We start from the raw sequence: 12,588 nt of genomic DNA on the forward strand, positions 1-12,588 counted from the left end.
CGGGTTACTTGGCGGGCTTGACCGACATGGCCAGCGTGAACTGGTCGCGGCGGCCTTCGTACGTCAGGCCCTTGCGGAAGGCCCAGATCGAGCTTTCGAAGTGCAGGGGGATCAGCGCCACGTCGTCGAGGGCGATCTTGGTCGCCTGCTCATACAGCGCGCGGCGCTTCTCCGGGTCCACCGTGACCGACCCGGGAATGTAGAGCTTGTCGAAGGCCGGATTGGAATAGCCGCCGTAGTTGCTGGTGCCGAACGACTTGGGCGCGTCCAGCGAGACTACCCACAATTGGAACAGCGCCGACGCCTCGCCCACTTCCGACGGCCAGCCGCCCAGCGAGAAGCTGAACTCGCGCTTGGCGCGCTTGGGGAAGTAGATGGAGGCGGTCATCGCGTCCACATTGGTCTTGATGCCGATGCGCGACAGGTACTGCGCCACCGCCTGCATGATCTGGCCGTCGTTGATGTAGCGGTCGTTGGTGCCGGAAATGGTCAGTTCGAAGCCGTTCGGGTAGCCGGCCTCGGCCAGCAGCTTCTTGGCGCCTTCGGGGTCGTACTTGATTTCCGGGGCCTTGGGCAGGCCGCCGAACATGCCGTCGGGCATGAACTGGTAGGCCGGGGTGGCCAGGCCGTCCATGATGCGGGCGTCGATGGTCTTGCGGTCGATGGCCATGGAGATGGCGCGCCGCACGCGCACGTCCTGCAGGGGGTTCTTGCCGTCGGGCGCCTTGACGAAGGGGCTGGGCGAACGCGCCACGTCGGGTTGGAAGAACACCAGGCGGGTCGAGGGCGTGGCGACGTAGCCGAACTTGGGGTTGTCCTTCAGGCGCTGCAGGTCGCGGGCGGCCGGGTTCTCGATGACGTCGAAGTCGCCCGACAGCAGGCCCGTCAGGCGCGGGCCCGCATTGGGCACCGGCACCATCTTGACTTCCTTCCAGGCCGGCTTGGTACCCCAGTAGTTTTCGTTGCGCTCCAGTTCGACGCCCGTGCCCTTGATCCAGGACTTCTGGACGTAGGGACCGGTGCCGATGGCGTCCTTGCCGTTGTTGAAGTCGGCATTGGTCGGCCAGGGGCCGGTGACGCCGCAGCCATGGTCGGGGTCGAACGTCAGCTTGCCGTGCGGGAGGATGCCGTTCCAGATGATGGACAGCGAGCGCGCCAGTTCCTGCGGCATGACGGGCAGCGGCTCGCGGGTCTTGATGATGACCGTGTGCGCGTCCGGCGTCTGCACGTCCGAGAACAGCTTGGTGAACGTGGCGTAGGAGTCGGAGATGTTGGTCTTGTTGTTCAGCGTGCGGCAGATGGTGAACAGCACGTCTTCCGAGGTGAAGGGCTGGCCGTTGGAGAACTTCACGCCGTCGCGCAGCTTGATTTCCCAGGTCAGGTCGTCGGTGTTCTTCCAGGAGGTCGCCAGGCGCGGCACCAGTTTCATGTTGGCGTCGCGTCCGATCAGCATCTCGTACACATGCGCCGCCAGGGCTTCGTTGGCGGTGTTCTTGTGATAGTGCGGATCGGCTGAAGTGGCTTCCGCCGAGACGGCGATCTTCAGCGACTGGGCCTGCGCGGGGAGGGTCGCGGCGATGCCGGCGGCGGCGAGCAGCCCCAGGGTAAGACGAGACAGCATAGAAACTCCGGAAGGAACGTACGGCGCCATGACGGCTCCAGCCATGGCGACGCACCGTTTAGGACGGGGGCCGATTATCCGGATGGGGGGGAAACACTGTCAATTCGCTGTTACCCGCAGGCGTTTGCCGGGGCGCGAATCGGAAGAAGGGGGGAAATCGAGGAGGGAGGAAGTCGGCGGCCGGGGCGGTTCGCGCGACAGTCCGATGGGACGAGGGGCGAACCGCGGCGGTCGCGGGCTTTTTTGATGTCGAGGGCAGTGAAACTGCTCTCATCGTGCGGCGAATTCGCCAATACTGCCGCGAATTCGCCGACGCTTGCTGCCTGCCTTGGCGCCGGCGCTTGCAGAGGCCGCGGGTACGCAGGGTACCGGGTTCTGCGAGTGCTGCAACAGCTACCAAGTGGCTGCAACGATACTGCTATACCTCGTAAATCCCGCTAAGTACCGGCAAGCGCACGAGACCGGCAGGGTATGCGCGAGAGCGCCTGTCGCTGCGGGTGCTGCTTGCCGCCACGTTGTGGGCGACATACCAGGTACAACTACTACTGCTTGCTATTTACTGCTAACTGCTGCTATCGCGGCGGAAATCGGAAACATCCACCGAGGCGCTTGCTTACCACTGCGAGCCGGAGAAGCGGCTGCTGGTGGCGCGGGCCTGGTTCATCGTTTCCTGCACTTCGTCGATGAAGTCGAAGAAGGCGCCGACAGCGCGCTTGATGGCGGCGAAGGGGTGGGCGGCGGTTTGTTGGGTCATGGTGGCATCCAGAATGTCGCGTTCGAGGGCGTCGGTCAGGCGGGCGTGGTTCAGGGCAATGTTCGTCATGGTCTTTCTCCGGGGTGTTGCGTCATGTGCTGCATCAGTGAAAACCATTATAGGGAATACCCTAGGTGCAGCGCAACATGAAATTAGGGGTAAACCCTAGTTGTGTTGTAAACAAGCATGACAGTGCCCCCGGCAGACGGGCGGAGGAGGGGCCACAGGCGGTGGTTCAAGGGGATAAGCGCCATAAAAAATTATTTACCGTCCAGTCGGTAAGTAATTAGAATGGACGCCATGAGCACGACATCCCCTTCATCCACGCCTGTCCCGGCCATCGCGGCCGACGCCTCCGCGCCGCCGCGCCCGCGCGCCGGCCGTCCGCCTTCCATGCCGGCCCCGCGCGCCAGCATCCTGGCCGAGGCCGCGCGCCTGTTCGCCGAGAGCGGCTACGAGAACAGCGCCATGGCCGACGTGGCGGCGCGGCTAGGCATGTCCAAAGCGGCCATCTATCACTACTTCCGCACCAAGCAGGACATCTACGACGCCATCATCATCGAGACGCTGAGCACGCTGGGCCAGGCCGTGGCCGACGCCGTGGCGGCCGCCGAGGGGCCGGCCGCGCGCCTGCGCGCCTTCATGCTGGCGCATGCCCGCCACCTGGAGGCGCACCACGCGAAATTCGTCGCCATGCTGATCGGCTATTCGGGCATGAGCCCGGTGTACCGCGAAGACGCGGCCCGCTTGCGCGACGACTATGAACATCTGCTGCGCGGCTTGATCGCCGACGGCGTCGCGCAGGGCGTCTTTCGCGGCATCGACCCCGCGGGGACCGGCCGGGCCATCCTGTCCATGCTGAATTGGATGGCGCGCTGGTACAAGCCGGGCCAGGGCCAGAGCGCCGAGTCGGTGGCGGAGGGCTATTACGACCTGCTGCTGGGCGGCCTGCGCCAGACGCCGGCGGCGGCCGGCGAGGCGCCGCCGCCCGCGCATCCCTGAGTCGGATACCGGGCCGCCGGGCCCTTGCGCGTTCATAAGCATCGCAGTTCGTACGCAACGCAATTCAGACGCATCGCAATTCATACGCAACGCACTCATACGCATCGGAAATACCCCAGGAGATCCACGATGGCCCTCGACCATGAAACCCTCAACCTGTTGCTGGAAGCGGTGCGCCGTTTCGTCGACGAACGGCTCATCCCCGCCGAGCACGAAGTCGCCGAGACCGGCGAGATCCCGCCGGCCATCGTCGAGGAAATGCGCGAACTGGGACTGTTCGGCCTGTCCATCGCGCCCGAATACGGCGGCCTGGGCCTGACTATGGAAGAAGAAGTCCAGGTCGCCATGGCGCTGGGCCACACCTCGCCGGCCTTCCGCTCCCTGGCCGGCACCAATATCGGCATCGGCTCGCAAGCCATCGTCATGGCCGGCACCGACGAGCAGCGCAAGCGCTACCTGCCCAAGCTGGCCAGCGGCGAGATCATCGGCTCCTTCGCCCTGACCGAGCCGGAGGCCGGCTCGGACGCCATGTCGCTGCGCACTTTCGCCCGGCGCGACGGCGATCACTACATCCTCAACGGCACCAAGCGCTTCATCACCAACGCGCCGGTCGCCGGCCTGTTCTCCGTGATGGCGCGCACCAGCCAGGAACGCAAGGCCGACGCCATTTCCTGCTTCCTGGTGGAGGCCGGCACGCCGGGCCTGACGCTGGGCAAGCCCGACAAGAAGATGGGGCAGGCCGGCGCGCTGACCTGCGACGTGATCTTCGACAACTGCCGCGTGCCCGCCTCGGCGCTGCTGGGCGGCCAGGAAGGAATCGGCTTTCGCACCGCCATGCGCGTGCTGGACAAGGGCCGCCTGCATATCTCGGCGCTGTGCGTCGGGACGGCGCAGCGCCTGATCGCCGACGCCGTGCGCTACGCGGCCGAGCGCAAGCAGTTCGGCAAGCCGATCGCCGAGTTCCAGCTCGTCCAGGCCATGATCGCGGACAGCCAGACGGAAGCCTACGCGGCGCGCTGCATGGTCATGGATGCCGCGCGCAAGCGCGACCGGGGCGAGAACACCACGCTGGAGGCGGCCTCCTGCAAGCTCTACGCCGCCGAAATGGTCGGGCGGGTGGCCGACCGCGCGGTGCAGATCCACGGCGGCGCGGGCTACGTATCGGAATACGCGGTCGAGCGCTTCTATCGCGACGTGCGCCTGTTCCGCATCTACGAGGGCACCACGCAGATCCAGCAACTGGTCGTCGCCCGCGAAACCATGAAGGCGCACGGTTATTGAATCGAGCGCGCCGTCCGGTCGTCCAGTCGGTCGTTCGTTCGGCCGACACCGGACGTCGTCCCCCCCGTTTGGGGCAAAATAGCCCCAGCGCGGCAACCGGCCGGCTCGCGCCGTGCGGCCGCCTTGCGGCTTTCGACGGCCGCGCCCCGCATGGCCAGACCGCGGCGGACGGTGTCCGCCTCCCTCAATCGCTATTTCTCGGTTTTATGTCCACTCGTCCTGCTCCCCTGACCGGTATCCGCGTCCTCGACCTGACCCGCGTGCTCGCGGGCCCCTGGTGCACCCAAAACCTGGCCGATCTCGGCGCCGAGGTCGTCAAGATCGAGCGGCCAGGCGCGGGCGACGATACGCGCGGCTGGGGGCCCCCGTACCTGAAGGACCAGGACGGCAACGATACGAGCGAGGCGGCGTACTACCTCTCCGCCAACCGCAACAAGCTGTCCGTCGCGCTGGACATCGCCACGCCGCGCGGCGCCGAACTGGTGCGCGACCTGGCGCGCCAGAGCGACATCCTGGTGGAGAACTTCAAGGTGGGCGGCCTGCGCAAGTACGGCCTCGACTACGAGAGCCTGAGCAAGGAAAACCCCGGCCTCATCTATTGCTCCATCACCGGCTTCGGCCAGACGGGGCCCTACGCCTCCCGTCCCGGCTACGACTTCATGATCCAGGGCATGGGCGGGCTCATGAGCATCACCGGCGAACGCGACGACCTGCCGGGCGGCGGCCCGCAGAAGGCCGGCGTCGCGGTGGCGGACCTGATGACCGGCATGTATTCGACGGTGGGCATCCTGGCGGCGCTGCACGAGCGCGGCCGCAGCGGCCTGGGCCAGCATATCGACATGGCCCTGCTCGACTGCCAGGTCGCCATGCTGGCGAACCAGAACCTGAACTACATGACCTCGGGCAAGGCGCCGCGCCGGGCGGGCAACGCGCACCAGAACCTGGTGCCCTACCAGGTCTTCGCGGTCCGCGACGGCCACATGATCGTGGCGGTGGGCAACGACAGCCAGTTCCGCGCGTATTGCGGCGTCATCGGCCTGCCCGAGCTGGCGGACGATCCGCGCTTCAACACCAACCCGAAGCGCGTGGTCAATCGGGAGGCGCTGGTGCCGCTGCTGGTCGAGCGCATGGCGCAAGGCGAGCGCGACCGCTGGCTGGCCGACCTGGAGCGCGCGGGCGTGCCCGCTGGCCCCATCAATACGCTGGACCAGGTGTACGAGGATCCGCAGGTGGTTTTCCGCCAGATGAAGCGGGAGCTGCCGCACCCGGCGGCCGGCACGACGCCCATCGCGGGCAGTCCGCTGCGCCTGTCGGGCAGCCCGGTCGAATATCGCCACGCGCCGCCCATGCTGGGCGAGCACACCGCGCAGGTGCTGCGCGAGCGCCTGGGCTTGTCCGAGGCGGAGATCGAGGCGCTGGCGTCCGGTCGATGAGCCGGCGCGCCGGCCTCGCGCAATCCGATTGCCGCACGCGGAGCGACCGCGCAAGTCCGTCGCTCCCGGCATCAACGCCGGCGCCATTCCGGGCGCCGGTCCGGTATCCGTAGCAAAGCAGGAGCAGAAGAAATGAAGCCGATCGAAACTGTGGGCGTGCTGGGCGCCGGCGCGATGGGACGCGGTATCGCACAGATCGCCGCCCAGGCGGGCTTGCGGGTCAAGCTGTTCGACGCCAGCGCCGACGCCGTGCAGGCGGCATGCGCGAGCTTGCGGCAGACGTGGGACAAGCTGGTGCAGAAGGGCAAGATGGAGGCCGCCGACGCGGAGGCCGCCTTGCAGCGCGTCGTCGCCTGCAAGGCGCTGGAGGAACTGGCTGACTGCCAACTGGTGATCGAGGCCATCGTCGAGCGCCTGGACGTCAAGCGCGAAGTCTTCGGCAAGCTGGAAGCGGTGGTGGCCGACGATTGCATCCTGGCGTCGAACACCTCGTCGCTGTCGATCACGGCGATCGCCTCGGGCTGTCGCCTGCCGGGCCGCGTCGCCGGCTTCCATTTCTTCAATCCCGTGCCCTTGATGAAGGTGGTCGAGGTGGTCGACGGCCTGCGCGGCGACCCCGCCGCCGGCGACGCCCTGATGGCGCTGGCGAGCCGCATGGGGCATACGCCGGTGCGGGCGCGCGACATGCCGGGGTTCATCGTCAACCACGCCGGCCGCGGCCTGAATACGGAAGGCTTGCGCGTCGCGCAGGAATCGGTGGCGACGTTCGACCAGATCGACGCCATCATGCGCGAACAGGCCGGCTTCCGCATGGGCCCCTTCGAGCTGATGGACCTGACCTCGCTCGACGTGTCGCATCCCGTGATGGAGTCGATCTACCGGCAGTTCTTCGACGAGGCGCGGTTCCGGCCGTCGCCCTTGACCACCGTGCGCCTGGCCGGCGGCCTGATCGGCCGCAAGGCGGGCGAGGGCTTTTACCGCTACGTCGACGGCCAGAAGCAGACGCCGGCCGAAGCGGCCGCGCCCGCCTTGCCGGGCGGACTCAAGGTATGGGTGAGCCCCGTCCACCCGCAGGGCCTGGAATGCGCGCAAGGCTTGCTGAAGCAGTTGAAATCCGGCCCGTTGCAGGCGGGTTTCGAGCTGTCCACCGCCAGCGAGGCGCCCGATGACGCCTTGATCGTCGTCACGCCCTACGGCGAGGACGTTTCCACCGCGGTCTACACGCAGGGACTGGACCCGGCCCGCACGGTGGGCATCGATACGTTCAACGGCCTGAAGGGCGGCCAGCGCCGCACCTTGATGGTGTCGCCGGCCACCGAGCCGCGCTGGCGCGACGCGGCGCATGGGCTGTTCGCCGCCGACGGCGCGGCCGTCAGCGTGGTGCAGGACTCGCCGGGCTTCGTGGCGCAGCGCATCGTCGCCTGCATCGTGAACATCGCGGCGGACATCGCCCAGCAGCGGATCGCCACGCCGGAGGACATCGACCAGGCCGTGCGGCTGGGCCTGGGCTATCCCATGGGTCCGCTGGCGCTGGGCGACGCGCTGGGCGCGGCGCGCATCCTGGAGATCCTGCGCAATATGCAGCGGGTGACCGGCGACCCGCGCTACCGCCCCAGCCTGTGGCTGCAGCGGCGCGTGCAACTGGGGATGTCATTGCAGGCGAAAAGCCTGGCTTGATGCCAGGGGCCTGAGGAGGGGCGGACGCGCCATCCGGCCGTCCGCGTCTCCCTTCAGAGCACCACGAGATTATCGCGGTGCACCAGTTCCGGGTCGGTCATGCTGCCGAGGATGGCGGCGATCTGCGTGGAGGGCTGCCGCATGATGCGGCGCGTGTCGGCCGACGAGTAGTTGACGAGGCCGCGCGCGCACTCGCGTCCTTCCTGGTCGACGCAGGCGATGACGTCGCCGCGTTCGAAATCCCCATGCACCTCGGTCACGCCGATCGGCAGCAGGCTCTTGCCTTCGTTCATCAGCGCGTGCACCGCGCCGGCGTCCAGGACCACGTGGCCGCGCAGGCGCAGATGGTCGGCCAGCCATTGCTTGCGCGCCGACCAGACCGGCAGCACGGCGCGCAATTCGCTGCCTATGCATTCGCCCTGCGACAGCCGCACCAGCACGTCGCGTTCGCGGCCCGAGGCGATGACGGTATGGGCGCCGCTGTGCGCGGCGCGCTTGGCCGCCAGGATCTTGGTCAGCATGCCGCCGGTGCCGACGCCGCTGCCGGCGCCGCCGGCCATGGCCTCCAGCGCCGGGTCGCCGGCCTGGGCGTGCGAGACGAAGCGCGCGTCCGGGTTCTTGCGCGGATCGGATTCGTAGAGGCCGCGCTGGTCGGTGAGGATGATCAGCGTGTCCGCTTCGATCAGGTTGGTGACCAGCGCGCCCAGCGTGTCGTTGTCGCCGAAGCGGATTTCATCGGTGACCACCGTGTCGTTTTCGTTGACGATGGGCACCACGCCCAGCCGCAGCAGGGCGAAAAGCGTGGAGCGCGCGTTCAGGTAGCGATGCCGGTCGGCCAGGTCTTCATGCGTCAGCAGGATCTGCGCGGTGCGCAGGCCATGCTCGGCGAAGGCGGCTTCATAGGCCTGCGCCAGGCCCATTTGCCCGACGGCCGCGGCGGCCTGCAGCTCGTGCATCACCGACGGCCGCTTGCGCCAGCCCAGGCGCGCCATGCCCTCGGCGACGGCGCCGCTGGAGACCAGCACGATCTGCTTGCCCTGCTGGCGCAGCGAGGAGATCTGCGCGGCCCAGTGGGCGACGGCGGCGCGGTCCAGGCCGCGGCCTTCATTGGTGACGAGGGAGGAGCCGACCTTGGCCACCAGCCGGTTGGCGGCGGCGACGACGGAGACGGACTCGGAGACAGCTTGGTTGGCAGCGATCATGGCGCGGGCCGGGGCGGTGCGTTGAAACGAAACCCGGAGGCGGCGCGGGTCCGGCCGGGGCCGGTGGGTGCCTGCGCCGCCGGTGGCGGGCGGAAACCTGCGGAGCGATCCCCGCGGGCAGGGTGACGGAACGGAATTATGGCTTATTCGTCACCGCCGCGCGGCGGAGTCTCGGCGGGCGCGGCCAGGCCCCGCGTGCTGTCGAAGCGTGGGTCCTCGTGCACGTAGGTGCCGTCGGCCTGGTCCTGGGCGATCTGGTCCTTGCGCTTTTCCGCGTCCAGGTAGTCTTGCAGCGCCCAGATCAGGTCCTGCGTGCCTTCGCCGGTGAGGGCGGACACGGCGTAGACCGGGCCCGTCCACTCGAAGGCCGCGCAGAAGCGCGCTTGCAGGTCGGCGGCGTCGTCGGCCACCATGTCCAGCTTGTTCAGCACCAGCCAGCGTGGCTTGCTGGCCAGCGTCTCGTCATAGCGGCGCAATTCCTCGACGATGGCGCGGGCGTCGGCCACGGCCTGGGGGATGGGATCCACGTCCGGGTCGGGCGAGGAGACGTCCACCAGGTGCAGCAGCACGCGGGTGCGCGCCAGGTGGCGCAGGAACAGATGGCCCAGGCCCGCGCCTTCGGAGGCGCCCTCGATCAGGCCGGGAATGTCGGCCACCACGAAGCTGCGCGAGGCGGAGGTGCGCACCACGCCCAGGTTGGGATGCAGCGTGGTGAAGGGATAGTCGGCGATCTTGGGGCGCGCGTTGGAGATCTTGCTGATCAGGGTCGACTTGCCGGCGTTGGGCAGGCCCAGCAGGCCGACGTCGGCCAGCACCTTCAGTTCCATGCGCAGGCGGCGCTGCTCGCCTTCCTTGCCCGGCGTCCACTGGCGCGGCGCGCGGTTGACGCTGGACTTGAAGTGCAGGTTGCCCATGCCGCCCTGGCCGCCGGCCGCCAGCACCACTTCCTGGCCGTGGCGGTTGAGGTCGAACAACTGCTCGCCGGTGTCGGCGTCGTGGATGATGGTGCCGACCGGCACGCGCAGCACGATGTCGGCCGCGGCCGCGCCGTACTGGTCCGAACCGCGGCCGTTCTCGCCGTTGCGGGCGCGGTGCAGGCGGGCGTAGCGGAAGTCGATCAGGGTGTTGATGTTGCGGTCGGCGACGGCCAGGATGCTGCCGCCGCGGCCGCCGTCACCGCCATCCGGGCCGCCTTTGGGAATGAATTTCTCGCGGCGAAAGCTCGCCACGCCATTGCCGCCCTTGCCGGCAATGACTTCTATGGTGGCTTCATCGACGAATTTCATGATGGGGACCGGATAAGGATGAGGGGAAGAATACGTGGGTGCGCTTCAGGCGGATGCGCTTCGGCAAACGCCAGGAAGAGCAAACCCCAATGAAGCGAACTTTCTTTTTAATGCAAACCGCGGAAGGTAAAAAGGCCCTGCCGCGTGTGGCAGAGCCTTTTCAGCCGTTCCTACCGTAGGGAAACCCGAAGGATTCCGGACGGCAATTACTCGGCAGCGACGATCGAAACCGTCTGCTTGTTGCCGGCGCCCTTGATGGCGAACTGCACCTTGCCATCGACCAGCGCGTACAGCGTGTGGTCCTTGCCCATGCCGACGTTCACGCCGGCGTGGACGCGCGTGCCGCGCTGACGCACGATGATCGAGCCAGCCGGGATCAGTTGGCCGCCGTAGGCCTTGACGCCCAGGCGCTTCGATTCTGAGTCACGGCCGTTCCGCGTAGAGCCGCCGCCCTTTTTCTGTGCCATTTTTTAGCTCCTGCTAAATAAGGGTGTACCGGATGGGCGCATCAAGCCGTGATGGCTTCGATACGGATCTCGGTGTAGTTCTGACGGTGGCCCTGATGCTTCTGGTAGTGCTTGCGACGGCGCATCTTGAAGATCTTGACCTTGTCGTGCCGGCCATGCGCAAGAACCGTAGCCTTGACCAAGGCGCCGGAAACGAGGGGCGTACCAATCTTCAACTGGTCGCCTTCGCCAACGGACAGCACTTGATCCAGGGTGATTTCTTGCCCAATGTCAGCAGGTATCTGTTCTACCTTGAGTTTTTCGCCTGCGGCAACGCGATACTGCTTGCCGCCGGTTTTTATGACCGCGTACATGGGTTAATTCCTTGGATGAGTTCTGTAAAGAACGAGAAAACTTCGGCGCACGGGCGCACCCGCACGGAATGCCGAATCGAGGATTCTAGCCCGCCAGCCTGGCAAAGTCAAAAAACCCGCGCCGGGTCAACGAGTTACGTGTCGCCCGGGGGCAACGGGGGGATCCGGCGGGGCGCGGCGCGGCGGATGGCGCGGGAAGGCCTGCCCCGCCCCTGCCGCCGCCGGCTTAGCCCGTATAATCCTCCGATCCCCCGGGGCGCAGGCAAGCACGCGCGCGGGGCACAAGTTACACGGGCCGCCGTTCGGCCCGCTCAGACCGCCGGAAATGTTTTGAATCTCCCCGATCTTATCGCTCCCATCGCCGATGACATGAAATCGGTGGATGCCGTCATCCGCGGCCGCCTGGATTCCGAAGTCGTGCTGATACGCACGATCGGCGATTACATCATCGGCGCCGGCGGCAAGCGCATGCGGCCCGCCTTGCTCCTGATGATCGCGCGGGCCCTGGGCTATGCCGGCACGCACCATCACACCCTGGCCGCCGTGGTGGAATTCATCCACACCGCCACCTTGCTGCACGACGACGTGGTCGACGAGTCCGACCTGCGCCGCGGCCGCCAGACCGCCAATGCGGTGTTCGGCAACGCCGCCAGCGTGCTGGTGGGCGACTACCTGTACTCGCGCGCCTTCGAGATGATGGTGGACGTCGACTCGATGCGCGTGATGGCCATCCTGTCGCAGGCCACCACCGTCATCGCCGAGGGCGAGGTGCTGCAACTGCTCAACGTGCACGACCCGGACGTGTCGCAGGAGCGCTATCTGCAGGTGGTCCGCTACAAGACCGCCAAGCTGTTCGAGGCCGCCGCCCAGGTCGGCGCCATCCTGGCCGGCGCCACGCCGGAGCAGGAGGAAGCGGCCGCGGCCTATGGCCGCCACATCGGCACCGCCTTCCAACTGGTGGACGACGTGCTGGACTACAGCGGCGACGCCCAGGCCCTGGGCAAGAACGTCGGCGACGACCTGCGCGAAGGCAAGCCCACCTTGCCGCTGATCCGCGTCATGGAAGTCGGCACGCCCGCGCAGCGCCAGTTGATCCGCGACGCGATCGAAACCGGCGACGCCGATTTCGCCGCCGTGGCCGCCGCCATCAACGATACGGACGCCCTGGCGCATGCCCGCGAAGCGGCCCGCGCCGAAGCGGAACTGGCTCGTTCGGCGCTGGCAAATTATCCGGTTTCCACTTATCGCGAAAGTCTGTTAGAATTCTGCGCTTTCGCGGTGAATCGAGATCGATAGCGATCGCGATAGCAAACACCATCAACCGATGGTCGTGAAAAACGAGTAGTGAAAAACGGGGCGTAGCTCAGCCTGGTAGAGTACTGCGTTCGGGACGCAGGAGTCGGAGGTTCGAATCCTCTCGCCCCGACCATTGATTTGGTCAAATTTCCCTTGTACCGGCAAGGACTGAAACGCACAGCATATCGCTGTGCGTTTTTGTTTTTGGGTGCCGGG

Annotated in this window: 11 protein-coding genes and 1 tRNA gene; 6 read left to right on the plus strand and 6 right to left on the minus strand. The window is 67.0% G+C overall.

Annotated elements, in window-relative coordinates:
• Positions 1–4: 4 nt before the first annotated feature.
• Together CAL29_RS00975 and CAL29_RS00980 are read right to left on the minus strand one after the other, a co-directional pair.
• The gene (locus CAL29_RS00975) at positions 5–1,621 is read right to left on the minus strand and encodes an ABC transporter substrate-binding protein (RefSeq protein ID WP_094851148.1); all 1,617 of its coding nucleotides are present in this window, start codon (positions 1,619–1,621) and stop codon (positions 5–7) included.
• A gap of 613 nt (positions 1,622–2,234) precedes the next feature.
• A complete protein-coding gene (locus CAL29_RS00980) occupies positions 2,235–2,444 on the minus strand; it encodes a hypothetical protein (protein ID WP_094851149.1) in 210 nt (69 codons plus the stop codon).
• A 231-nt stretch (positions 2,445–2,675) separates the two neighbouring features.
• On the opposite strand from CAL29_RS00980, the gene CAL29_RS00985 reads away from it, so the two are divergent.
• The 4 genes from CAL29_RS00985 to CAL29_RS01000 all read left to right on the plus strand — a co-directional run bounded on the left by CAL29_RS00985 (position 2,676) and on the right by CAL29_RS01000 (position 7,768).
• A complete protein-coding gene (locus tag CAL29_RS00985) occupies positions 2,676–3,377 on the plus strand; it encodes a TetR/AcrR family transcriptional regulator (protein ID WP_094852632.1) in 702 nt (233 codons plus the stop codon).
• Between the two features lie 129 nt (positions 3,378–3,506).
• Positions 3,507–4,658 carry an acyl-CoA dehydrogenase family protein gene (locus CAL29_RS00990; protein WP_094851150.1) on the plus strand — a complete coding sequence of 384 codons (1,152 nt, stop codon included), beginning with the start codon at positions 3,507–3,509 and terminating at the stop codon, positions 4,656–4,658.
• Between the two features lie 206 nt (positions 4,659–4,864).
• Positions 4,865–6,091, plus strand: a complete 1,227-nt coding sequence (locus tag CAL29_RS00995; protein ID WP_094851151.1) for a CaiB/BaiF CoA transferase family protein — start codon at positions 4,865–4,867, stop codon at positions 6,089–6,091.
• A 132-nt stretch (positions 6,092–6,223) separates the two neighbouring features.
• Positions 6,224–7,768, plus strand: coding sequence for a 3-hydroxyacyl-CoA dehydrogenase (locus CAL29_RS01000; RefSeq protein ID WP_094851152.1), 1,545 nt, complete (start codon positions 6,224–6,226; stop codon positions 7,766–7,768).
• 53 nt (positions 7,769–7,821) lie between these two features.
• Here the strand turns inward: CAL29_RS01000 and proB are convergent, their stop codons facing one another.
• The 4 genes from proB to rplU all read right to left on the minus strand — a co-directional run bounded on the left by proB (position 7,822) and on the right by rplU (position 11,076).
• Complete coding sequence (gene proB, locus CAL29_RS01005) at positions 7,822–8,970, minus strand: glutamate 5-kinase (RefSeq protein ID WP_094851153.1); 1,149 nt, start codon at positions 8,968–8,970, stop codon at positions 7,822–7,824.
• 143 nt (positions 8,971–9,113) lie between these two features.
• Positions 9,114–10,256: a GTPase ObgE gene (obgE, locus tag CAL29_RS01010; protein ID WP_094851154.1), complete on the minus strand. Its 1,143-nt coding sequence runs from the start codon at positions 10,254–10,256 to the stop codon at positions 9,114–9,116.
• Between the two features lie 206 nt (positions 10,257–10,462).
• Positions 10,463–10,723: a 50S ribosomal protein L27 gene (gene rpmA, locus CAL29_RS01015; RefSeq protein ID WP_094851155.1), complete on the minus strand. Its 261-nt coding sequence runs from the start codon at positions 10,721–10,723 to the stop codon at positions 10,463–10,465.
• A 41-nt stretch (positions 10,724–10,764) separates the two neighbouring features.
• A complete protein-coding gene (gene rplU / locus CAL29_RS01020) occupies positions 10,765–11,076 on the minus strand; it encodes a 50S ribosomal protein L21 (protein WP_094851156.1) in 312 nt (103 codons plus the stop codon).
• A gap of 330 nt (positions 11,077–11,406) precedes the next feature.
• On the opposite strand from rplU, the gene ispB reads away from it, so the two are divergent.
• Together ispB and CAL29_RS01030 are read left to right on the plus strand one after the other, a co-directional pair.
• The gene (ispB, locus tag CAL29_RS01025; protein ID WP_094851157.1) at positions 11,407–12,372 is read left to right on the plus strand and encodes an octaprenyl diphosphate synthase; all 966 of its coding nucleotides are present in this window, start codon (positions 11,407–11,409) and stop codon (positions 12,370–12,372) included.
• 56 nt (positions 12,373–12,428) lie between these two features.
• Positions 12,429–12,505: transfer RNA gene (locus tag CAL29_RS01030), tRNA-Pro, on the plus strand.
• Positions 12,506–12,588 lie beyond the last annotated feature (83 nt).

The organism is Bordetella genomosp. 10 (assembly GCF_002261225.1).
Classification (GTDB): Bacteria; Pseudomonadota; Gammaproteobacteria; order Burkholderiales; family Burkholderiaceae_B; genus Bordetella_C.

Bases quoted from the DNA above. Each gene is read 5' to 3' on its own strand.
- obgE (WP_094851154.1), bottom strand. From the start codon at position 10,256: ATGAAATTCGTCGATGAAGCCACCATAGAAGTCATTGCCGGCAAGGGC.
- rpmA (WP_094851155.1), bottom strand. From the start codon at position 10,723: ATGGCACAGAAAAAGGGCGGCGGCTCTACGCGGAACGGCCGTGACTCA.
- CAL29_RS00975 (WP_094851148.1), bottom strand. From the start codon at position 1,621: ATGCTGTCTCGTCTTACCCTGGGGCTGCTCGCCGCCGCCGGCATCGCC.
- proB (WP_094851153.1), bottom strand. From the start codon at position 8,970: ATGATCGCTGCCAACCAAGCTGTCTCCGAGTCCGTCTCCGTCGTCGCC.
- rplU (WP_094851156.1), bottom strand. From the start codon at position 11,076: ATGTACGCGGTCATAAAAACCGGCGGCAAGCAGTATCGCGTTGCCGCA.
- CAL29_RS01000 (WP_094851152.1), top strand. From the start codon at position 6,224: ATGAAGCCGATCGAAACTGTGGGCGTGCTGGGCGCCGGCGCGATGGGA.
- CAL29_RS00995 (WP_094851151.1), top strand. From the start codon at position 4,865: ATGTCCACTCGTCCTGCTCCCCTGACCGGTATCCGCGTCCTCGACCTG.
- CAL29_RS00985 (WP_094852632.1), top strand. From the start codon at position 2,676: ATGAGCACGACATCCCCTTCATCCACGCCTGTCCCGGCCATCGCGGCC.
- CAL29_RS00980 (WP_094851149.1), bottom strand. From the start codon at position 2,444: ATGACGAACATTGCCCTGAACCACGCCCGCCTGACCGACGCCCTCGAA.
- CAL29_RS00990 (WP_094851150.1), top strand. From the start codon at position 3,507: ATGGCCCTCGACCATGAAACCCTCAACCTGTTGCTGGAAGCGGTGCGC.